The sequence below is a fragment of the Luteolibacter arcticus genome (assembly GCF_025950235.1).
GTDB classification, from domain to species: domain Bacteria; phylum Verrucomicrobiota; class Verrucomicrobiia; order Verrucomicrobiales; family Akkermansiaceae; genus Haloferula; species Haloferula arctica.
Genome location: NZ_JAPDDT010000001.1, coordinates 428171 through 450973 on the forward strand (window position 1 = coordinate 428171; position 22803 = coordinate 450973).

Consider the following 22803-nt stretch of genomic DNA (forward strand, 5'->3'; position numbering starts at 1 on the left):
TCGCCCGCCTGATGAAGTTCGCGCTCCTGCTCGCCCTGCTCCTGCCGCTCCACGCGCAGGAGGTCCCTCCGGTGGCTCCAGTTCCCGCCCCGCCTCCGCCCGCCGTGCCCGATGATGGCGTGCGCGTTTCCGTGCTCGGCTACCACGATTTTTCCGAAACGGCATCGGAGACCGAGATGGTCATCCGGACCTCGAAGTTCCGGAAACAAATGGAGTCGATCAAGAACGCCGGCCTGCCGGTCATCCCAATGGCCGATTTCCAAGCGTGGAAGCGGGGCGAAAAGGAGATCGCCGACAAGAGCATCGTCATCACCATCGATGACGGCTGGAAGGCAGTTTACACGGATGCCTACCCGGTCCTGAAGGAGTTCGGGTTTCCCTTCACGCTGTTCCTTTACAAGAACTACGTCGATGGCGGCGGCAAGGCGCTGACCTCCGAGATGGTCAAGGAGATGCAGAAGAATGGAGCGACCGTCGGCAGCCATTCGGTCAGCCACTCTTATCCCGGTCCTTACCGGCGCAAGGGGGCGGAGGTCTACGAGAAGTTCATCCGCACCGAGTTCGGGGATTCTAAACGCTTTCTCGAGGAGAAATTCGGTGGCCGGGTGACGACTTATGCCTATCCGGGCGGCATTCACACCGCCGAGATGGACCCGCTGGCGAAGGAATTCGGCTATGAACACCTCTTTACCGTGCTGCCGGGCAAAATTCGGCGCACGCATGACGACCACAGGCTGCCGCGCTACATCATCCTCGGCACCCGCGACCGGGTTTTCGAGCTGGCCACCGGCTTCAACGAGGTCGCCGGTGCGCCCGGCGGCCACAGTCCGGAGATTGCGCCCCAGAGCACGCCGTACCCCGTCCAGCCGGAGCCGGGGATGGTGATCGATTCCCGCTTGCCGCTGCTTTCCGCCGATCTATCGACGGTCCCCGATCTGGATCCGAAGACGCTATCGATGAAAGTCGGCGGCTTCGGCGAGGTCCCGGCCGTTTTCGACGAGCAAACGAAGTCCTACTCGTGGCAGGTCAACCGTCGCCTGCGCTCGCCCGCCTGCCAAGTGGCCGTCTCGTGGCTGGACAGCAAGGGCAAGCCCCCCGAAGTTCCGCTGCGCTGGTCCTTCCGCATTGATGCGGAAGCCGCTTACCTGCCGGTGGAGTGAGCCGCGGCCTCGACTTCGGGGCGTCTGACGTTATTCTCAAACCATGAGCGATTTCCGCGGGAGAATCACGATCGAGGCCGGCAAACGCGGCGGGAAGCCCTGCATCCGGGGCTTGCGCATCACGGTCTATGATGTCCTCGGGTGGCTCGCCTCGGGCATGAGCAACGCCGAGATCCTCGCGGACTTTCCCGATCTGACCGCCGAAGACATCCAGGCCAGCCTCGCCTTCGCCGCGGATCGCGACCACCACCTCGTGGCCGCTTCGCCATGAGGTCAAAGTGGCCCGCACGCTCCGCGTGCGGGATGAAGGCACTCAGTAGGCGGGAATTTTGCGTGCTGTCGCGTAGCCCTTAGAACGAAGATTTGATGCCCAGCCAGCCAAGCTCCGGCACGCCGCCGAACGCATCCGGTTGCTGGCGGATCCGAACCTCGAAATAGAAGTGCTGGAAATCCTCTAGCCAGACTCCAAGCTCCCGTCGCCATGTTCTCCAACCTCGCCGACTCCCTCGACAAGACCTTCCGCAACCTCCGCGGCGTCGGGAAAATCTCCGAGTCGAACATCACCGACGCCCTGCGCGACATCCGCCTCGCGCTGCTGGAAGCCGATGTCGAATTCAGCGTAGCCAAGGACTTCATCGGCCGGGTGAAGGAAAAGGCGATGGGCGCGGACGTCTTCAAGTCGATCAAGCCCGGCGAACAGATCGTCAAAATCTTCCACGATGAGTTGGCTGAGTTGCTCGGTGGCGACCAAGAGGAACTCAATCTCGCGCCGCCCGGCCGGGTGATGCTCTGCGGCCTCAACGGAGCGGGCAAGACCACCACCGCCGGCAAGCTCGCGCTGCGGCTCAAGAAGGAAGGCCGCAAGCCGCTGCTCGTCGCCATCGACCTCTACCGCCCGGCGGCGATTGACCAACTCGCCACCCTCGCCAAGCAGATCGACGTGCCGGTTTACACGCCGGATGCCAGCGAGACGGATGTCGTGAAGGTCGCCCGCGAGGCGCTCGCTTGGGCGGAGACGCAGAAGCACAACGTCATCATCTTCGACACCGCCGGCCGCCAGGAAATCGACGAGCGCCTGATCGAGGAACTCAAGCGCCTCCATGCCTTCGTCCAGCCGCAGGAAACCCTGCTGGTGGCCGACTCCGCCACGGGCCAGCAAGCGGTCTCGGTGGCCAAGCATTTCGACGAGGCCGTCGGCATCACCGGCATCATCCTGACCAAGCTCGATGGCGACGCGCGCGGTGGTGCGGCACTGTCGATGCGTGCCGTCACCGGCAAGCCGATCAAGTACGCCGGTGAGGGCGAGAAGCTCGACCAGCTTTTCGAATTCCACCCGAACCGCATGGCCGACCGCATCCTCGGGATGGGCGACATCGTCGGGATGGTCGAGCAGGTCGCCTCCAAGATCGATGAGAAGGACGCGATGCGCTCGATGGAGCGGATGGCCGAGGGCAAGTTCGACTTCAATGACTTCCTCGACCAGATGAAGATGCTCCAGAAGCTCGGCGACATGAAGGGCCTGCTGGGCCTGATGCCCGGCTTCAACAAGATCAAGAAGCAGATCCCCGACGCCGCCTTCGATCCCAAGCGGCTCAAGCGCACCGAGGCGATCGTGCTTTCCATGACGCCCGATGAGCGCCGTCGTCCCGAAATCATCAAGGCCTCGCGTCGCGACCGCATTGCCAAGGGCTCCGGCACCAAGCTGGTGGAAGTGAATCAGCTCCTCAAGCAGTTCGGCGAGATGCGCAAGATGATGCGCTCGCCCAACAAGATGAACAAGATGATGCGCCAGATGGGTGGCGGCATGGGAGGGAAGGGTGGAATGCCCGGTCTTCCTCCGGGATTCGGCAGCCCGGGTGGTGGCGGCCTCGGCGACATCATGAAAGGCTTCAAGGGGAAGTTCCCGTTCTGAACGTCGAAGGGCAGCGAGCGGGGGCTTGCGATCGGCGACGGAATGGCCAAGGTGAAGCATGACGCTGGCGGCACTTCAGAAGCAGGCGGATGATCTTTCGCAGGAAGATCGCCAGAGCTTGTTGGCCTATCTGATTCACGGCTTGCGCGGTGCTCCAGCGAGTCCGGACGACGAGGCAGTATCGCGGCGTGACGCGGAAATGGATGCAGGCTTGGTTGCCCCTATCAGCCACGAAGAGTTTCTGCGTCTCGTGCGAGGGTAGCTCTACATTGGCACTTGGAACTTCTTACTTGGCCCTTTCTCCTCCCGGCGTGGACAGCATCCGGATCCGGGGAGCCCGGCAGCACAATTTGCGGGGGATCGACGTCGAGATTCCGCGCGGGAAGCTGGTGGTCATCACCGGACCGAGCGGGTCGGGGAAGTCGTCGTTGGCGTTCCACACTCTATTTGCCGAGGGGCAGCGGCGGTTCGTCGAATCGCTGTCGGCGTATGCGCGGCAGTTCCTCGACCAGCTTGAGAAACCGGACGTGGACGCGATTGAGGGCCTTAGCCCGGCGATCGCGATTGAGCAGCGGAGCGGCGGGCTGAACCCGCGATCGACGGTCGCGACGGTAACCGAAATCCACGAGCACCTGCGGGTGCTGTGGGCGGCGGCCGGGGTGCCGCATGACCCGGTGACGGGCGAGAAGCTGGAGCGGATGGGCGCGGCGGACATCGTTGCGGCGATTTCGGCGATGCCGGAGGGGACCAAGGTCGTCTTGCTGGCGCCGGTGCCGTCGGAGGAAGCGAGGGAGCCAGAGCGGCTGATCGGGGATTTGCGGCGACAGGGCTTTGTCCGCGTGCGGGTGGATGGCGAGATTTTGGAATTGGAGGATGCCGCGAAGGCTTGGCCGGAGCAGGCGAAGAATGTGGAGGTGGTGGTGGACCGTCTTGTGATCCGGCCGGGGGGGGAGGCTCGCTTGGCGGACTCGGTGGAAACCGCGCTGCGGATCTGCGGCAGCGAGGCGCGGGCGCTGGTGTCGGAAGACGACGCGTGGAAGGAGATCTCCTTCCAGACCAGCTACCGGAACGCCACGACCGGCTTTATGATTGGCGAACTGTCGCCGCGGCACTTTTCCTTCAACTCCCACCTCGGCGCCTGTCCTTCCTGCGAGGGCTTGGGGACGGAGACCTTTTGCGATCCCGCCCTCCTGCTAGGCGATGAAAGCCAGCCGTTGGCGAAAGGCGGCATGAAGGGTTGGTGGAAGGCCGGCGCGCAGCGAGAGAAGGCCTTTGCCCGGGAAGCGGTGGCGATCCTGCGGATGTTCGGGTTGGCCGAGACTGCCCGCCTGGCGGAGCTGCCGGAGCAGGGGAAGGCGTTGATTTTCCACGGTGGCGAACTCGACACTGGCTGGCGGATCGGCACGGAGAAAAAGAAGCAGGTCAAAAAATACGAGGGCCTCTGCGTGGAGGCGGAGAGGAAGCTCCGTGACGCCCACAGCGAGGCGGTGCGGCGGCGGCTTCTGCGCGTGATGGCAGAGCGCCCCTGCCGCGCCTGCCAAGGGAGGCGCTTGCGACCGGAGATTCTGGCCGTGCGGATCGAGGGCGCTGGCGGGCGTTGGCTGGGCATCCAAGATTTTTGCGGGTTGCCGGTGGAGGAGGCGGATGGCTGGCTGACGGGCCTGCAACTGCCGGAGGATCGCGCTGAGGTTTGCGGGCAGCTTGCTGGCGGAGTGGCGGAGCGGTTAGGCTTTCTGCAAGAGGTCGGCCTCGGCTACCTCGGCCTCGACCGGTCCAGCGCCACGCTTTCCGGTGGGGAGGCACAGAGGATCCGCCTCGCGACCCAGCTCGGCAGTGGCCTGACGGGGGTGCTCTACGTGCTGGATGAGCCGAGCATCGGCCTCCACGCCGAGGATACGGGGAAGCTGATCGTCGCCCTGAAGCGCCTGCGCGACCGCGGTAATACCGTGGTGGTGGTCGAGCACGACGAGGAAATGATCCGTGCTGCGGACTGGATGATCGAGCTGGGGCCGGGGGCGGGGAAGGAGGGGGGGGCGTTGCTCGCGAGCGGGCGGCCGGAGAGCTTTCCCGACACCTCGCCGACCAAGCGCTGGCTGGAATCCCCGCTGCCGGAGCCGACGAAAGGACCGGGGTTCCCACTACTGGGCGACGCGCTGATGATTCGCGGGGCGAGCGAACACAATCTCCAGAATTTCGACGTGCGCATTCCGCTCGGCGGGATCGTCTGCCTCAGCGGCCCCAGCGGCAGTGGGAAATCCACCCTCGCGGACGACGTGTTGCTGCGGGCGCTCAAGCGGCATTTCAACGGCAGCGGCGATCCGCCGGGGCGGCACCGGGGGATCGAAGGGATGGAGTTTCTCGGCAAGGTGGTGGCGGTGGACCAGTCGGCGATCGGCCGCAGCCCGCGCTCGAATCCGGCGACCTTTACCGGGATGTTCGACGCCATTCGCGATCTCTACTCGAAGTTGCCACTGTCCCGGCAGCGCGGCTACGGAGCCGGGCGCTTCAGTTTCAATACCCACGGGGGGCGCTGCGAGAATTGCGAGGGGGCGGGGCGGCTGAAGATCGAGATGAATTTCCTGCCTGACGCGTGGATCACCTGCCGGTCCTGCGGCGGGAAGCGCTTCAACCGCGAGACCCTCGAGGTGCGGTTCAAGGGCATGAGCATCGCCGACGCCCTCGATCTCACGGCGGGCGAGGCGCTGGCAGCCTTTGCCGCGGTGCCGAAGCTTCGCCGCACGCTGGAAGTGCTTGGAGAGCTGGGGCTGGGCTACCTGCGGCTTGGCCAGGCGGCGAATACCCTGTCGGGTGGCGAGGCGCAGCGGCTGAAGCTCGCGGTCGAGCTGTCGAAACCGGCCGCACCGCACACCCTCTACTTTTTCGACGAACCGACCACCGGCCTGCATTTCGGCGATGTCGAGCGCCTGCTCACGGCCTTCCGCGGGCTGCGGGAGGCCGGCCACAGCGTGCTGGTGGTGGAGCACCATCTGGACGTCATTGCGGCGGCTGACTGGGTGATCGACTTGGGCCCCGGCGGGGGGCGGGATGGCGGGAGACTGGTGGCCGAAGGGACCCCGGAGGCGGTCGCGAAAATCGCGGATTCGCCGACCGGCCGGGCACTTGCCCAGCGTCACGCTCGCCATTTCCAGACAAAAGGTTAGGTTCACGCCGCTACTTCCATGGATCCACCCGACGACGTGAGCAGCGCCCCGGCCGAGAAGCTTTCCCCATCCACTACCGCTTGGCGCGAGTGGCTAGCGGAGCATGGCCCCCGTTTGATCCTCTTTGCGCGTCAGCAGACGCGCTCTTCTGAGGATGCCGAGGACATCGTGCAGGACGCCTTGGTGAAGCTGGTCGACAAACTTGATGCCGGTGAATTCGTCGGCGGCCAGGAAGCATGGATGCCCTATCTTTTCACCAGCATCCGGCGGCTGGCGATCGACCTCGGTCGCCGCGATGACCGTCGGCGGCGCCGCGAGGACGTGGTCGGCGGCGAGGACGAGATCGAGCAGAAGGAAGCCTTCCACCCGTGGTTCGAAAGCGAGTCGTCCGACGATGAAACACGACAGTTGTTGGAGGCCGGCTTGAAAGAGCTGCCGCCGAAGTTCGCCGAAGTCGTGATTATGAAGATCTGGGGCGAACGGACTTTTGCCGAAATCGGCGAGGCACTTGAAATTTCCCAAAACACTGCGGCTTCCCGGTATCGCTATGGACTTGAAGCCCTGAAGAAAAAACTCTCATCCGCCCGCCGCAAGGGCGATCTCTCGATCTGAACGAACACACGATGGACGAAGACTTCCAGGAACTTGAAGCCACCCTGAAGGGAATGCGCCCGATCACGCCGGATGCCGCCTGCATGGACCGCCTGTTGGCGGCCGTGGAGCGCCGGGCTCCGACTGCAGACGCAACCATGGAGCGGGAGCTTTCCAAGCTGCGCCCGAATGCCCTCGCTGCGGGAATTCAGGAACGTCTGCTCGAAACCGTCTCGCGCGTGCCGTTCCCGGTGGACGCCAAGGTGGTTCTTTTCCCCGGCAAGGCGAAGCCCGCCGCAACGAAGGCTCCCGCCCGCCGGCCGTGGCTTGCCGCGGCCGCCGCGGTCGCCGTGCTTGGTGCGTTCAGCGCCTTGATGTTCGATGGTCCGCAGAAGGGTGCCGGCCCGGTGGTCGCCAAAGGCAAGGTTGAGTCTCTAGCCCGGATGCCGCGGGGCCTGATGCCCGCCTCGGTGGGTAGCCAAGTCAGCGAAGCCCAGGACGAAGGCCTGATCTGGACCCGCGACGGCAAGCCGATGCGCCGCGTGAAGGTGATCTACATGGACAAGGTGAAGTACGCCGGCGAGGACGGCAAGGTCGTCGAAGTCGAGCGTCCGCGCGTTGAATGGCTGCTGGTTCCAGAGAAGATCGACTGACTTTTGCGAGACAAAAGAAGCGAACTACTACGCTTCTAGTATGTAAAACGATACAAGATGAAATCTCACATTGCATACGGATTTGCAACGCTGTTGGGAGTGGCGTCTTCCGCCTTGGCCATCGAGCCGCCCAATGCTCCGGCACCGATTCCGCCGCAGGTTCCGGCTGAGGAAGCAGCGGCGCCGGAAGCCCAGGTGGAACCGGAGCCTGCACAGCTTCAGGAGCAGGATCCGCAACCCGAACTTCAAGGGCGCCCTCCTCGCCAACGGGTGCTCCCGCCAGCGGATGCGCAGGCAGCAATCGCTGATCGCGCCTATCTCGGCGTGGGAGGCTCCCAGGTGCCCGAGTTGCTCGGCGAACATCTCAAGCTGGAGCCCGGCCACGGGGTGGTCGTGCGCTCGCTCGATCCCACCGGCCCCGCGGCCAAGGCTGGTCTGACCCAGAACGACGTCATCACCAAGGTGGCCGGCAAGCCGGTCGGTTCGCACGAGGGATTGCGTGATGCCGTTTCCGCCATGAAGCCGGGTGAGGAAATCGACATCGACTACATTCACCAAGGCGAGGCCAAGACGGCCAAGATCTCACTCGGCAACGCTCCTGAGGAGGCAGGTGCAATCGCCGGAGCGGAATTGAAGCCGCTGGAGCGTCTGATGCTTGACGGCATGCCGCCGGACCAAGCGAAGCGCATCCAGGATGCGATCCAACAGAATCTCCGGGCCTTCGAGGACATGGAGGATGATCATGCCGCCATGCCTGAGCGGATGCTCGGTGACGCCATGCGCAAGCGCGTCGAACAGATGATGAAGGGCATGGAACTTCAGGCCGCGCCGCAGGGAGGTGGCGGTGGCATCAACTTCAAAAGCTCCGGCACGATCCGCATGCTCAATGCCGACGGTAGTGGCGTCGAGGTGATGTCCGAGAACGGCGGCAAGCAGGTCCGCGTGCTTGGCCGGGGTGGCAATGTCGAGTGGGAAGGTCCTTACGATACCCCGCAGGACAAGGAAGCCGTGCCGAAGGAATTTCGCGACCGCATCGACAACCTGAACCTCGACATGGACTTCAAGGGTCAGGGACTGCGCCTGCGCATGGCTCCGCGCTTCGAACCGCTGGAGAAGTAAAACCGATTTTTCAGGGAGATATGAACGCCCGTCTTGGTCTATGGACCGGGACGGGCGTTCAAGTTTCTACCCAAGTGCTCTTGAGGTAGGGCTCGCCGGTGAAGTCGGCGGGCATCGCATTGTGGCGGATCTTTACCGGACGTCGCGATGCCCCTCGGAGCTGGGCTTCAAAGGCCCGCGTGGAAAGCGTCCGGCAATTGGTGGATGCGAGCAAAAAACCGCCCGGCGCGAGGCAGGCGAAGGCGAGCTCCGCGAGTCGTCCGTAGTCCTTTTCCACGCGGAAGACGTTGCCATCCTTATCCCGTGAGAAGGTCGGCGGATCGAGCACGATACCGTCGAAGGTGCGCCCCTGTTTCGCGAAGCGGGCGAGCCAGTGGAAGGTGTCGCCCTTGCAGAAGAAGTGTGCCTCGGGATCGAAGCCGTTGAGCTGAAAATTCCGCTTCGCCCAGTCGAGATAGGGCTGGGCCAGATCGAGGGTGGTGGCGGTCGCGCCCGCCCCCGCGGCGAAAACCGAGAACGCTCCCGTGTAGGCGAAGGTATTGAGCAAGGTCTGCCCGGCAGACAGACGGGAGCGCAATTCGGCGCGGTTGTCCCGCTGATCGAGGAAAATTCCCTGTGAGTAGCCGGACTGGAAGGAGATCTCAAAGGCGAGTCCGCCCTCGTGGATCGAAAACGGTTGCTCCTGTTCCGCTCCGCAGAGGTGGACCGGCGAGTCCTTTTGCTGCTGATCGAGCTGTTTCCAGTAGGTGGGATGTCCTTTTCCCCTCAGCCACTCCACCAGCGGGGCGGGCGGCTGGCGATCGCGGGTCGAAAGCAGCCATTTTCCCGCGAAATCCTCGAGTTCCAGGCCCGGCAGGCTGTCGCCTTCGCCGTCGATCAGCCGCAGGGCGTCGGTCCCCGGTTGCCTCAGCGGGGCGCGGCGGGCGAGAGCGGCTTCGAGCAGATGTCGCATGGGAGGCATTGCCATGGAGCAAGGGACCGCTAGCATCCAGCGCGAAATGAGCGTCCTCGCCTCCCTTCTCGACCAAGCCCTCGCCTCCGGCCACCTCCTTGAAAGCTCGCGCAAGAACATCGATCTGCTGTTGAGCGGTTCGGCCTCGCCGCTGGCCGAAACTGCCATCTCCGAACTTGCCACCGCCGGCGAGTGGGAGGAGCTCAATGACCGCTTTTTCAAGACGCTGGCCTTCGGCACCGGCGGCCTCCGCGGTCGAACGATCGGCAAGGTGGTCACCGCCGCGGAGCAGGGGAAGGGCGGACCGAACGATCGCCCGGAGCACCCGTGCTTCGGCACCGCGACGATGAATTTCTTCAACGTCTCCCGCGCCGTCCGCGGCTTGATCGCCTACGCCAAGCGCCATGTCGGCCCGTCGCGGAAGGCGAAGCTGGTCTTCGCCCACGACACCCGCCACTTCTCCCGCGATTTCGCCGAGTTCTGCGCCAAGGTCAGCACCGAGCTGGGTTGCGATGCCTTCCTCTACGAGTCCGGCCGCGCCACCCCGCAGCTTTCCTTCACCATTCGCGAGCTGCGTGCGGATGCCGGCGTGGTCCTCACGGCCAGCCACAACCCGTCCCATGACAATGGCTTCAAGGCCTACTTCAACGACGGTGCGCAGATCGTCGAGCCGGACGCCTCTGCCATCATCGCCGAGGTGAATGCGCTCGAAAGCGAGATCTACGAAGCGCTGCCCGCCAGCGAGCACGGGACCGTTACCACTCTCGGTGCGGAGATGGACCGCCGCTACATGGACCGCCTGAAGTCGCTGCTGATGCAGCCGCAGTTGCTCACTGGTGCCAAGACGCGCGTCGTTTACACCAATCTCCACGGCGTCGGCGGCGTGATCATCGTGCCGATGCTGCGCGAACTTGGCTTCGAGGTGATCACGGTGCCCGAGCAAGATGTCCAGGATGGGCGCTTCCCGACCGTCGATTCACCGAATCCCGAGAACGCGCCGGCCCTGAAGATGGCGATCGATCTCGCCGAGAAGGAAGGCGCGGAGATCGTCATCGGCACCGACCCCGACAACGACCGCATGGGTGTGGCTGTCCGCGACTCGGCCGGCCAGATGCGCCTGCTCACCGGTAACCAGATCGGCTCGCTGATGGCATGGTATCGCGCCAAGACCGCCTTCGAGATCGGCTGGCTGAACGACACCACGCGCGCCCGCGCCTTGTTCGTGAAAACCTTCGTCACCACCGAACTGCAGAGCGCGATCGCGCATCGCTACGGCATCGGCGTGGTCGATACGCTGACCGGCTTCAAATACATCGCCGAGAAACTCCGCAAGTACGAGGACGCGATCCCGGCCGACAAGAAGGGTGACTACCGCTCGCTGGATGAGACGACGACCCGCAATCTCCGTCTGGAGTATTCGCGTTTCTTCCTCTTCGGCGGCGAGGAGAGCTACGGCTACCTTGGCTGCGATTTCGTCCGCGACAAGGATGGCAACGGTGCCGCGGTGATGTTCGCCGAAGTCGCCGCCTACGCGAAGTCGGTGGGCAAGACCTTGGCCGATGTGCTGGACGACATCTTCCGCGAGTTCGGCTACCACGAGGAGCGCGGCAAGTCGCTGGTCATGGAAGGTGCCGATGGAGCGGCCAAGATCCAGGCGCTCGCCAGCTCCTATTCACACAATCCGCCGGTGGAAGTGGATGGCTCCGCGGTCGCGAAGATCCGCGACTTCGCGACGCAGGATCTCTTCGATGCCGAAGGCGACGCCTTGCCGAAGGAGAAGATGCTGTTCGTCGATCTCGCCGATGGCCGTTCCTTTGCGGTGCGCCCGTCCGGCACCGAGCCGAAGATCAAGTTCTACCTCTTTGGCAAGACCACCCCGTCCGACGACGTTGCGGCGTCGAAGTCGAAGGTCGGCGCATCGCTCGACAGTCTGTGGTCGGCCATCGAAGCGGATGCCAAGAGCCGGATGGCCTGACACCGCATGAAGGTAATTCTGCTCTTTCTCCGCCCGTTGGCCGCCGTGGCCAGCGGGTTCGGCATGGCCGCGTTGTTCCCTCCCTACGGGTTCAGCCAGCTCATCTGGATTGCCTTCCTGCCGCTGCTGTTCGCGCTGTGGTCGCTGGGGGAGGGGAAACGGAAGCGCAAGGCCATCGGCCTCGGCTTTCTAACAGGTCTGGCGTTCTTCCTGCCGAATCTGGCGTGGCTGCGCACCGTCAGCGATGTGGGTTGGGCGGCACTCTCGGTCTATCTCGCGCTTTTCCCCGCGGTGTGGGCGCTCTTCGCCGCCACCTGGGGGAATCCATGGCGCAGTGAGGAGAAGGGCCTTTTCCACGTCCCGCGGCATGCCTTGGCCTGTGCGCTGGTGTGGACCGGTCTGGAGTGGCTGCGCGGTTGGCTGTTCACCGGCTTCGGCTGGAATACGATCGGGACCGCCTTTCACGAGTCCCTCGTCTTCGCCCAAGGGGCAGATCTGTTAGGCGCGATCGGTTTGTCGATCCTTCCCATCTTCATTCAAGCGGTGCTGCTGCAAGTCTGCGTCCGCCGCGCCTCCCGGATCGACTCCGGCGGAATGCGCCGGCGGATCGCGCTCGGCAGCGTGGTGCTGACCATGGTCGCCGCGTATGGCTACGGGATGTGGCGGATGATTTCCGCGCTGAAGGTTGATTCGATCCGCCTCAACGCGCTTCTGGTCCAGCTCAATATCCCGCAGGAAGCCGCGCGCCAACTTTGGGATGCGATGGACATCCACTTGGGCTACGAGGATGAGACGCTGGAGGCTCTCGGCGTGGTCGATGGCGAGGTCGTCCATTCCCTCAACCCACAAGGAAACCTTCCGCCGAAGCCGGACTGGGTGCTGTGGCCGGAGACCGCACTGACCGGACGCATCCTGCGCACCGACGACGGCGGGTGGGCGAGCGCGCAGGAGAATCTCAACACCCTCGACCGCATCCGCCAGGGTGGCGATGACTTCACGCTGATGCTGGGCCTCGTCGAACTCGAGGCCGAGCTGAACGGTGACACTCCCATCATGAAGGGGGACGCCCGCGCGTGGAACTCGCTCGCCGTGATCGAGGCGGATGGCTCGCTCCAGACCTTCCGCAAACATCACCTCGTCATCTTCGGCGAATACATCCCGTTCGTGGAGAGACTGCCCTTCCTCGCGAAGATCTATGAGCAGCAATCCGGCTCGAAATATGGTGGGGCTTTCAGTGTCGGGGAGAGCCTCGATCCGCTGGAGGTGGCCATTCGCGGTGAAACCGTCGGCGTCATTCCCTCCGTCTGCTTTGAAGACACGGTGCCGCGTCTGCTGCGCAAGTTCGTGCGCAGTGGTCCACAGATCATTGTCAATGTCACCAACGATGGCTGGTTCAAGGAAAGCCCCGGCGCGGCGCAGCACTTCGCCAATGCGCGCTTCCGGGCGATCGAGCTGCGGCGGCCGATGATCCGCTGTGCCAACACCGGTGTCAGTGCAGCGATCACTCCCACGGGCAGCACGGTCCATCCCGATGGCGGACGCCTTCAGGAACTCCGCGATGAAACCGGCAACCACTTCACCCGCGGCCACTTGCTCGCGGAGTTGGATATCCCGAAGAATCCACCGACGACGCTGTATGCGATCATCGGGGATTGGGGGGTGATCTTGCTGGCAGTGATTGGGGTGCTGTTAGGGGCGATTCCGGCTCTTCGCGAACGGAAGCTGGAAACGGAGCCGAGCTAACCCATGGTGATCCGGACTTCGTGCTCCGCCCCATCGCGGGGGAGCAGAATCCGTGCAGTGCCATCTTCAAGTTCGACGGGCACGCCATCGAGAGAGGCGGACTGGATCCCTTTCGCGAAGCCTTCCGGATTCACGACGGTGACCCGATAGCTCGCTGAACCGTCAGCGAGCCGACCTTCGACAAGAAACTCCGGCCATTCATCGGGAATGCAAGGCTTGAGCACCAGCGTTGCGCCGTCCTCGATGCGCAGGCCCAGGATCGACTCGATGGCGACGCGATACATCCAGCCGGACGAACCGGTGTACCAGGTCCATCCGCCGCGGCCAATGTGAGGCGGTGCCCCGTACACGTCGGCAGCCACGGCGTAGGGCTCGACCTTGTAGATGTCCGCGGCCTCCGGAGTCAATGAATGGCTCACGGGTGCGAGCATCTCCCACAACCGCAGGGCCCGGTTATTCTCGCCGTGCTCGGCGACCGATTGCACGGCCCAGCAGGCCGCGTGGGTGTATTGACCGCCATTCTCGCGCACACCGGCGACGTAGCCCTTGATGTAGCCGGGGTCGTTGGGCGTGTTGATGAAGGGCGGGGTGAGGAGGCGGATGAGGCCTTCCTTTTCGGAGACGAGTTCGCGCTCCATCGCTTCCATGGCCAGATCGGCACGGTCGGGCGGAGCCGCTTTCGACAGGATGGCCCACGACTGCGCAAGGGTGTCGATCTTGCACTCGTCGCTTTCCCTGGAGCCGAGAGGTGCACCATTGTCGTAGTAGGCGCGGCGATACCACTCGCCGTCCCAGCCGCCGTCGTTCAGGGCGAGAAGTAGTTTACTACGATGCTCCTCGTATCTGGCCGCGCGCTCGGTATCACCGCGGTTTTCGCACACGGGGATGAAGGCACCGAGAATGCGGTAGAGGAAGAAGCCGACCCACACGCTTTCGCCTTTGCCCTCGCGGCCGACGCGGCTCATGCCGTCGTTCCAATCACCGGTGCCCATGAGTGGCAGGCCGTGGGCACCGGTGCCCAACGACCGGTCGATGGTCCGGCAACAGTGGTCGTAAAGCGTGCCATCCTCACCTGCCGGCTCCGGGGTGAGGTAGTTCTCATCGTGTCCATCTTCCAGCAAGGCCGCCTTGAGATAGGGGATTTGTTCGTCGAGGACATCGATGTCGCCAGTCGTGCGCAGGTAGTCGCAGGTCAAGAACGGCAGCCACAAGAGGTCGTCGGAAAAGCGCGTGCGCAAGCCGCGGCCGATCGGCTCGGCGTGCCACCAGTGGAGCACGTCGCCCTCGATGAATTGTTGCCGGGCATGCAGCAGGATCTGCCGCCGTGCGAACGACGGATCGAGTGCCAACAGCGACCCCGAGTCCTGCAATTGGTCACGGTAGCCGAAGGCCCCGCTCGATTGATAGAAGGCGGAGCGTGCCCACATCCGGCAGCACAGCGTCTGATACGGCAGCCAGCCATTCACCATCAGATCGAGCACTGGCGATGGCGTGCTGACCCTGAGGGCTCCGATCAGCGATTTCCAGAAGTCCTGCATTTCCTCCAGCGCCGCACGGGCGGTGGCGACATCCTGGTAGCGTCCGACGATCTCATTGGCCGCGGCCTCCGACATCGCCTCGCCTAACAGCACCACGCACTCGACCGTGGCTCCCGGTGCCAGCGTGAAGGAGGTCTGCTGGACGAAGCACGGATCGAGTCCCGCGCCACAGGCACCGTCGAGTTCACCCCCTGTGCGCAAGACCGCTGGATTGGCAGGCGTGCCGTGGCGACCAAGAAAGGTGAAGCGGTCACAACTGAAGGTCCTCTGCTCTACCTCCGCGCCGTGGATGCCAGCGGCCGCGAAGGCGAGCCCGCCGTGGAAGTCACCGGCTGCAAGATTCTCCGCGCGCAAGCTGCCATCGGCCTCTTGTCGCGTGACGATCAGGCTTGGCAGCCCCGGCAGCGTGCCCATCACCAGTCGATGGAAGGCGGTGAAGGAAAGGTTCTTCGCGTCCTGCGAGCGGTTCGCCAGCTTCACGATCACGATCTTCACCGGCTCATGACGCGGGACGAACATGACCGTCTCTTGCTCGATGCCGTTGCAAGCGGAGCGGAAGCGCGTTGCCCCCAGGCCATGGCGGACCTCGTGATCACCCGCAGCCGGAATCGGCCCGGGCAAGGGCGACCATACTTCGCCGCTTGCTTCATCGCGCAGATAGTAGGCCTCGCCATGGGGATCGCCGGCCGGTTCGTTCGACCAAGGCGTCAGGCGGTTCGCCTGGCTGTTGCGCGTCCACGTGCAGCCCGCTCCGCTTTCGCTGACGAGGAAGCCGGCCTGCTCGTTTGCGACCACGTTGATCCACGGCATCGGTGGCCGCTTTCCGTCGCGGGGCAGGCGAATGACATACTCGCTGCCATCTTCGCTGAAGCCGCCGTAGCCGTTGAAGAAGCGCAGCGTCTCATCGGTGAAGGCTTCCGCTCCATCTTCGAGCCGCTTGATCTCCGGGGGAGCGCCGGGGGCATGGTTGTTGGTGAGGTCGGGCACCTTGCCCTTCACGACAAGCGTGGCGATCGCGAAAAGCGCTTCTACACCGCCGCCGAGAGTGCCCGGATCGAAGGTGAACTCGCGGTCATCGTGTCCCTCGGGCGTCTTGGTAGATGCGTCGAGAACCACGAAGTTGGTGAAGAAACCCTTGGTTCCCCAGTAGCGTCGGGCCTTAAGCGCCTCTTGAGTCGATTCGGAGGCCCAACCATCACAGAGCACTATCGTGGGCCGGTCGCGCGGGACCGGCGGTAGCGCATTCCAGGCAAGCTTGCCGGGTGTCGGCACCAAACTACGACACCCGTAGTGCATCGCGGCTGCGAGTGACTGGAACTTGGAGGCGGTGGAATCGTCCAGTCCATGTTCGAGCCGAAGGTTTTCCTCTGCCTCGACCGCCTCATTCAAGACATGATCGATGACGTTCACGTCCCGGTACTTTGACGCAAGCGTCGCGGCATGGCTCTTGTCTTCCGCGATGCCGGTGACTAGGGCGATGGTCGTCTCGCTTTCAGGCCCGAGGTCGATGACCGTCCGCAGGCTCAGGCAGGGGTCGAGCACGTTGCCAATCGACCCGGACAGGGTTTCGGAATGGAATGCCTGCGGATCTGCCGCGGTCCGTCCCCGGCCGAGGAACCGCAGGCGGTCGGTTTCCCACGACGACGCGTTAGCGCCCACCAGCGAGTGGAACAGGCAGGGCCACGTCTCGTCTGCCCCGCGCGGCCGGCGCTCCGCAAAGAGAGTTTCGCCTTCGTGGGAGGTCTGCACGAAGAGCTTCGAGAATGCGGGGTGGCCGATGTCGGCTCCTTGCCAAGTGAGCACGGCCTCGATGAAGCTCGTCACCTCGATCCGTCGCGGGCGCTTGGTCAGGTTCGTCAACTGCAGGCGCCGCACTTCGAGGTCGTCGGTGGGCGAGACAGCGATGTCGAGTTGGGACCGGATGCCATTGGTCTCGCTGGTGATGCGGAAGATGCCGGGCAGGTCGGACGATTGATAGCTGGTGCTCTTGCACTTCACCGGCTGCATGGCAGCGGACCACAGTGAGCCGTTGTCCAGATCACGCAAATAGACGAACTGTCCTTGGGCGTCCTCGACCGGATCGCCGTGCCAGCGATTTACCACCTGGCCATGACGTCGCGATTGTCCGGTGCCGGCGGCGGTGATCAAGGTGAAGTAACTACCGTTCGACAGCAGGCGGGCGTGCGGTGTGGGAAGCAAGGGGTCGGGTTTCATGGCTGCGGAAGAAATCAGGTGTCGTTGACGGCACGTCGCCGGTGGTTGGAACGCGATCTTGAGAAGCCGATCACGACGGTCGCGGGAAATTCGTGGATGGTGATCTCATCAGGCGAGAAGGTCGTGAGCCGGCGGCCATTCGACGTGACAGAGCGAATGGGGCTAGCACAGGGCGGTCGCAGCACGAAACCGCCGGCCGGAGGACGAACGTTTCCGGCCAGTTCAATGACCAGTTCCTCATCGTGCTTTAGAGAGAGATCCAGCGTGCCATGCCACGTGCGCAGGCCTTTCACCGCCACGCCCCGTGAGGCGGTTAGCCAGCGGGCGGGAAGGCCGGAGGCGATCACCAGCGAGTCATCGCTTTCGCGTTCCCACGCAAACAGGCTGGCAAAGGCGAGCATGTATTCGGAGGAAATCCATGTGTGAGGGACGTCGCCGAGATGGCCGGGACTGCGCGGGTCGCGCCATGAGATCTCGGGCCACTGGTTCCAGCGCAGCGGCCGGCGGTCGGCGAGGAACTGATCTAACAGCTCGTTCGCGGCATCCCGCTTGCCGAGCCGCACCAGCGCTCCCACGATGCGGATCTCGTAGGCCGTGTAGTTGTTCCAGTCCATCTCGCCGCTGTGCTTACGGCGGAAGTCGTGGACGAAAAGATCGAACATCGCGTCGAGTTGCTCGCGCGGCAGATCGTCGGCGGCTTGCAGCAGGGAGATCGCATTCGAGGTCGCCGTGGGGTCGAAGTCCGCCCACTCGACTGAGCCGGGAATGTAGTTCAGCTTGCGCTCCTTGATCACGGCGAGGATCGATTCACGGAGTGTTTCGCGGAAGGAGGCGGCGAGGGATTCGAAGGCGTCCGCGTCCTTGCGTTTTCCCAGCACGCGGGCAATGCCCGCCGCATCGAGCAATCCACGAAGTGCCCAGAAGTCGTCCCAGTAGGAGTGCACCGGGTGAGCGAGGTAGCCTTCGTGACTCGCCGACTCCGGCAGCAAGCCGTAACGGTCGCGCTTCTCCGGCGTTTGATACTCCGGCGTCATTCGCCGCGCACGCAGACGCTCGATGAAACGCGCCGCCTTCCGCACGTGGGGCCACATCTCGCGCAGGAATGGAAGGTCCGCAGTGAAGCGGAAGCATTCCCGCACTCCATAGATGAGTTGGCCGTGGCTGTCGTGCTCCACCAACCAGTCCGGGCCGTTTCGATCGACGCAGCAGGGGACGAATCCCGAGGGCCGCTGAAAAGGTGCATACCAGCGCAGGAAATCCGTGAGCGCCGCCATCTCGCCGGTGCGCAACAGCGCCGCGCCCATGATCACGCCATCGCGGATCCATGAGCGGGTGTAGCGTCGCGGACCGGGCTGGAGTGCGGGTCCGTCGCGATTGATGAGGATTTGCCCGGCGGCGGTCTTGAAGGTTTCCGCGGCATCGCTCGCGACGGCTCCGGACATCCGGAACTCCACTGCATCGAGCCGGCCTCGCAGGACTCGCATCGCTTCGGCGAACTGCACCGCTCCGTTGAGTCCTGCGACTTGTCGGACCTTTTTCACCTTGGTGGCCCGGCCGAATGGAACGGCCACGAAGACCTCATGCGAGGTTCCCGCAGCGAGCTTCATCTCGAAGCCCAAAGCCCCCGACGCAAAGCCGAAGTCGTCCTTCACCTCTTCCTGCTCGGGAAGGGTCCCCGCTGCGAGATGCTCGCTGACGGACCCTTGTTCGAATGAAGCACACCCGAATGACGAGGGCGGGGTGAGCGGAATCACCGCTTTGTCGCCATTTACCCAGACGGCGTCGCTGGTCCTTTTGATCGCGCTGATCTTGCTGACGCCGCCGAGTTGGTTCCACTCTTGCCACGGCGGGTTCACCTGGAAGGGACGAATGGCGACGAACAGTTTCGCGGCTCGCGTCCCTGCCGAAGAATTGGTGACCCGATAGCGCACGAAGAGCACTGACTCCGCGCCGCTGCCCGTGGCAAATGCGGTGACCTGGAGCTTCATTCCCGGTAGCGACCAATACGTCGAGGGGATCGGCAGGCCGTCCGGTTCCATGCCCACCGAGCGCCGCGCATCCGCCCACGTGATCAACTCGTCATCGACGTGCAGGAAGGGCTCGATCGAGAAGGTGCCCTTGTCCGGTTCGACCATGCCTTCCTCATTGATCAGCACGCAGGTCAAGCCATCGGGTCCGCCAGCACAGGTCCAGTAGCTTTGCTCGCGCATGAGGTAGCGCGGGTAGTAGCCGCGCGGGTTGTGCTCGGCGATCGAGTGGAAGGTGTCGATCAGCGTCTTCGAGAACGTGTATGCCTGCACCGCGATCCGTTTCAAGCCCGGCGGAGGCATGACAAAGGCGAGCCGGAGGAAGCGCGTGCGGGCGACTGGCAGATGGATGAAGCTGCGGAGGCCACGGGCGTCACTCACGCGGTGTATGACCTGCCACTTGTTGCCGTCGTCCGAGGACTCAATGGTGAAGGCGCGGTGGGCCGGGCGGGGGAGCCAGTCGAGGATCAAGCCGCCGACTTCCCGGGGCTGGTGGAAATCAATGGCGAGCCACGGATGCTGGTCCGCCGGATCGCTGCGCCATTCGGCCTTTGGTTTCGCCACGAGCAAGCCGGCGGCAACCGAACCGGCCGCAGAGCTGGAGGTGGTGACCCATGGCTTGCGGCGGTTGGTGCGATCCTGAAAACGGAAATGGTCGATCCACACGGTGCCTTTGCCACCGGGACCGGCACTCATGACGAACTCGATCGCGCCGAGCTTGCGGATACTCCCACCACCGGCCGGACCCCATGCGAAGTCGATGCCGCTGCCGTGAAGGTGCAGTTCGCGTGGCGCGTCGCGGAAGTCGAATTCGTCCTCCTGCCAGCGCCAGACGTTGCGGTTGGCTGGGTCGGTGAGTTTGAATTCCAGCTTGTTTTTCGGTGCCCGGCCGCGGACGCGAAAGGCAAAGGCGTAGTCGGTGGGCATGGTCCGCGGGAATTCCTTGCGCGCCACCACGAAGCCGCCACCACCATGGAAGTCGAAGTCGAGCCGCAGCGCTCCCGCTTCCACCGTGATTTTCATCTCCGCCTCGCCGGAGGCAAAGGCCTGCCAGCCGGTCGTGGTGGCGAAATCATCGATGATGAACTCTCTCATGGGTTTGTTAGAAGATGTCATTCATCCTGGATGCCGTCAATGAAGCCTTGGGCACCATTGCCGAGATTTGCGGCATTGGCCTCGTCGGGAGCGAAGGCCTCGGTTCGCGAACCGGCAGCGATTTCGTTGAGTCTCTGCTCTTCGAAGACTTCGAAGAGCGGCACGTGGGCTCGAAGGAAGTCACCGTTCATTTCTTCTGCTTCTTGATGTTCACATTCCACACCCGCTGGCAGTAGTCGCGGATCGAGCGGTCGGAGGAAAAGCGCCCCATGCGGGCGGTGTTGAGGATGGAGGCGCGGGTCCATGCTTCGGGATCCATCCACAGTTCGCTGACGCGCTGCTGGGCATTGAGGTAGCCGCGGTAATCCGCCAGCAGCAGGTAAGGATCGTGATCGAGCAGGTTTGCCACCAGCGGCTGGAACAGGTCCACATCGCCGCCGAGCGCGCCGCTGCCGATGAAATCAATGACTTCCCTCAGCAAGGGATCCGAGTCGTAGCGATCGCGCGGGCGGTAGCCGCCGCGCTTGAGCGCGACGACCTCGCCGGCATTCAGACCGAAGAGGAAGAAATTCTCCGCACCCACGGCTTCGCGGATTTCGACGTTGGCGCCATCGAGCGTGCCGATGGTCAGTGCGCCATTGAGCGACATCTTCATGTTGCCGGTGCCGGACGCTTCCATTCCCGCGAGGGAGACCTGCTCGGAGAGATCGGCCGCAGGGTAGATCGACTGGGCGTTCCGGACATTGAAGTCGGGGAAGAACACCACCTTGATGCGGCCGGCCACATCGCGATCGTTGTTGATGAGGTCGCTGGCGGCGGTGGCGAGCCGGATGATGCGCTTGGCGAGGAAGTAGCCGGGAGCCGCCTTGCCGCCGAAGATGAAGGTGCGGGCCGGGATGTCGGCCTTGGGGTCGCGTTTGAGACGCAGGTAAAGGGTCAGCACATGGAGCAGGTTCAGGTGCTGACGCTTGTATTCGTGAATGCGCTTCACCTGGACGTCGAAGAGCGACTCGGGCGCGACCTCGATGCCGGTGCGTTCGGCAATCAAGGCGGCAAGCTGGCGTTTGTTAGAGAGCTTCACCTCGCGCCATTCGCTCCGGAATCTGGGGTCGTCCGTGTGGGGTTCGATCTTGCGCAGCTTGTCGAGGTCGCCCGGCCATGATTTGCCGGCAGTCTTGGTGAGCAGCTTGCCAAGCCCGGGATTGGCCAAGGCGACGAAGCGGCGCGGGGTGACGCCATTGGTCACGTTGGTGAACTTGTCAGGCCACAATGCGGCGAAGTCGACGAGGACCGTCTGCCTCAGCAGCTCCGAATGCAACTCGGCCACCCCGTTCACCGTTTGACTGCCCACGCATGCGAGATTCGCCATGCGGACATAGCGCAGGCCGCTTTCATCGATCAGCGACAAGCGGGCGAGTCGCTCGTCATCGCCGGGAAAGGCAGCGCGCACTTCGTCCAGGAAGTGAGCATTGATCTCGTAGATGATTTCCAGGTGGCGCGGCAGCAGCCCGCCGAGCATGTCGACTGGCCATCGCTCCAGGGCCTCCGGCAACAGGGTATGGTTGGTGTAGGATAAGGTCGCGCGTGTAACCGACCAGGCCGCGTCCCATTCGAGCGCGTGGACATCGACCAACAACCGCATCAGTTCCGCCACGGCGATGGCCGGATGGGTGTCGTTGAGTTGGACGGCCCAGTTGCGGTGGAAGCTGTCCGGCGGCGACCCGCGCAGCGACTGGATGCGCAGCATGTCCTGCAGCGCGCAGGAGGTGAAAAAGTACTGCTGCTTTAGGCGGAGCTCCTTGCCGCGGTGAAGCTCGTCATTCGGGTAGAGCACCTTGCTGAGGTTCTCTGAGGCGACCTTCTGCTCCACCGCGCGGTCGTAGTCGCCATGGTTGAAGGCCTCGAAGTCGAATGACTCCACGGCCTCAGATTTCCACAATCGCATCAACGCGCAAGTGTCCGAATCGAAGCCGGAGATCGGCGTGTCGTATGCCTCGCCGCGGACGACGATGGCTGGCACCCAATGGACGCGACTGCGGCCGGCCGCGTCAGTCACCACCTCGGTGTGGCCACCGAACTTCACTTCCTGGACCGCACCCGGGCGGTAAACCTCCCACGGATTGCCGCCGTGCAGCCATTTGTCGGTGACCTCCACCTGCCAGCCATCGCGGATGGTCTGGTCGAAGATACCGAACTCGTAACGGATGCCGTAGCCGACCGATTGCACCCCGACGGTGGCGAGGGAGTCGAGATAGCATGAGGCGAGGCGGCCGAGTCCGCCATTGCCGAGTCCCGGCTCTTGTTCCTGAGCAAGCACTTGGTCGAGGTCGATCCCCAGACCATCGAGCGCTTTGTCAGCCGTGCCGGTGAGTCCCAGGTTCAGCAAGTGATTGCCAAGATGCGGGCCGGGCAGGAACTCGGCGGACAAATACGCCACACGTCGAATCTGCTGGGTGTCCCCGCGTTCGAAACTTTTTACTCCCCGCTCCATGACGTGGTCTCGCACGGTCAAGGCGAGGGCGAGATAGTGGTCATGGCTCGTCGCGTGGGAGGGCAGCCGCCCAAGGGCGCAGACGAGGTTGTCTAGGAACGCTTGTCGCAAATCGTCCGCTCCCGTGCCGGTGCGGATGGATGCTCCGGGAGTCTTCGTTTTCATGGCGGGA

At 63.8% G+C, this 22803-nt stretch carries 14 protein-coding genes; 9 read left to right on the forward strand and 5 right to left on the reverse strand.

The features are described from left to right. Positions 1–11: 11 nt before the first annotated feature. The 7 genes from OKA05_RS01740 to OKA05_RS01770 all read left to right on the forward strand — a co-directional run bounded on the left by OKA05_RS01740 (position 12) and on the right by OKA05_RS01770 (position 8596). A complete protein-coding gene (locus OKA05_RS01740; protein ID WP_264485363.1) occupies positions 12–1160 on the forward strand; it encodes a polysaccharide deacetylase family protein in 1149 nt (382 codons plus the stop codon). Positions 1161–1203: 43 nt separating this feature from the next. Beyond that, positions 1204–1431: a DUF433 domain-containing protein gene (locus OKA05_RS01745; protein ID WP_264485364.1), complete on the forward strand. Its 228-nt coding sequence runs from the start codon at positions 1204–1206 to the stop codon at positions 1429–1431. A 210-nt stretch (positions 1432–1641) separates the two neighbouring features. After that, a complete protein-coding gene (gene ffh, locus OKA05_RS01750) occupies positions 1642–3072 on the forward strand; it encodes a signal recognition particle protein (RefSeq protein ID WP_264485365.1) in 1431 nt (476 codons plus the stop codon). A 311-nt stretch (positions 3073–3383) separates the two neighbouring features. Further along, positions 3384–6233 (forward strand): excinuclease ABC subunit UvrA, encoded by a 2850-nt coding sequence (uvrA, locus tag OKA05_RS01755; RefSeq protein WP_264485366.1) that lies wholly within the window; start codon positions 3384–3386, stop codon positions 6231–6233. Between the two features lie 18 nt (positions 6234–6251). Beyond that, complete coding sequence (locus OKA05_RS01760) at positions 6252–6845, forward strand: RNA polymerase sigma factor (protein ID WP_264485367.1); 594 nt, start codon at positions 6252–6254, stop codon at positions 6843–6845. Between the two features lie 11 nt (positions 6846–6856). Next, a complete protein-coding gene (locus OKA05_RS01765; protein WP_264485368.1) occupies positions 6857–7477 on the forward strand; it encodes a hypothetical protein in 621 nt (206 codons plus the stop codon). A 57-nt stretch (positions 7478–7534) separates the two neighbouring features. Further along, positions 7535–8596: a S1C family serine protease gene (locus OKA05_RS01770; RefSeq protein WP_264485369.1), complete on the forward strand. Its 1062-nt coding sequence runs from the start codon at positions 7535–7537 to the stop codon at positions 8594–8596. Positions 8597–8654: 58 nt separating this feature from the next. On the opposite strand, the gene OKA05_RS01775 is transcribed toward OKA05_RS01770, so the two are convergent. Next, positions 8655–9548, reverse strand: coding sequence for a class I SAM-dependent rRNA methyltransferase (locus OKA05_RS01775; protein ID WP_264485370.1), 894 nt, complete (start codon positions 9546–9548; stop codon positions 8655–8657). Positions 9549–9594: 46 nt separating this feature from the next. On the opposite strand from OKA05_RS01775, the gene OKA05_RS01780 reads away from it, so the two are divergent. Both OKA05_RS01780 and lnt read left to right on the forward strand, forming a co-directional pair. Further along, on the forward strand, positions 9595–11523 hold the full coding sequence (locus tag OKA05_RS01780) for a phospho-sugar mutase (protein WP_264485371.1): 1929 nt from the start codon (positions 9595–9597) through the stop codon (positions 11521–11523). Positions 11524–11529: 6 nt separating this feature from the next. Beyond that, positions 11530–13266: an apolipoprotein N-acyltransferase gene (gene lnt, locus OKA05_RS01785; RefSeq protein WP_264485372.1), complete on the forward strand. Its 1737-nt coding sequence runs from the start codon at positions 11530–11532 to the stop codon at positions 13264–13266. Here the strand turns inward: lnt and OKA05_RS01790 are convergent. From OKA05_RS01790 to OKA05_RS01805, 4 genes are read right to left on the reverse strand one after another with little or no spacing between them, the layout of a single operon-like run. Next, the gene (locus OKA05_RS01790) at positions 13263–17018 is read right to left on the reverse strand and encodes a GH36-type glycosyl hydrolase domain-containing protein (protein ID WP_264485373.1); all 3756 of its coding nucleotides are present in this window, start codon (positions 17016–17018) and stop codon (positions 13263–13265) included. The two genes, lnt and OKA05_RS01790, sit on opposite strands and share 4 nt — an antisense overlap. A gap of 14 nt (positions 17019–17032) precedes the next feature. Further along, complete coding sequence (locus OKA05_RS01795) at positions 17033–20140, reverse strand: discoidin domain-containing protein (RefSeq protein ID WP_264485374.1); 3108 nt, start codon at positions 20138–20140, stop codon at positions 17033–17035. A 17-nt stretch (positions 20141–20157) separates the two neighbouring features. Next, a complete protein-coding gene (locus tag OKA05_RS01800) occupies positions 20158–20331 on the reverse strand; it encodes a hypothetical protein (RefSeq protein WP_264485375.1) in 174 nt (57 codons plus the stop codon). Next, positions 20328–22796, reverse strand: coding sequence for a glycogen/starch/alpha-glucan phosphorylase (locus OKA05_RS01805; protein WP_264485376.1), 2469 nt, complete (start codon positions 22794–22796; stop codon positions 20328–20330). Before OKA05_RS01805 ends, OKA05_RS01800 begins: the two co-directional genes overlap by 4 nt. Between the last annotated feature and the right edge of the window lie 7 nt (positions 22797–22803).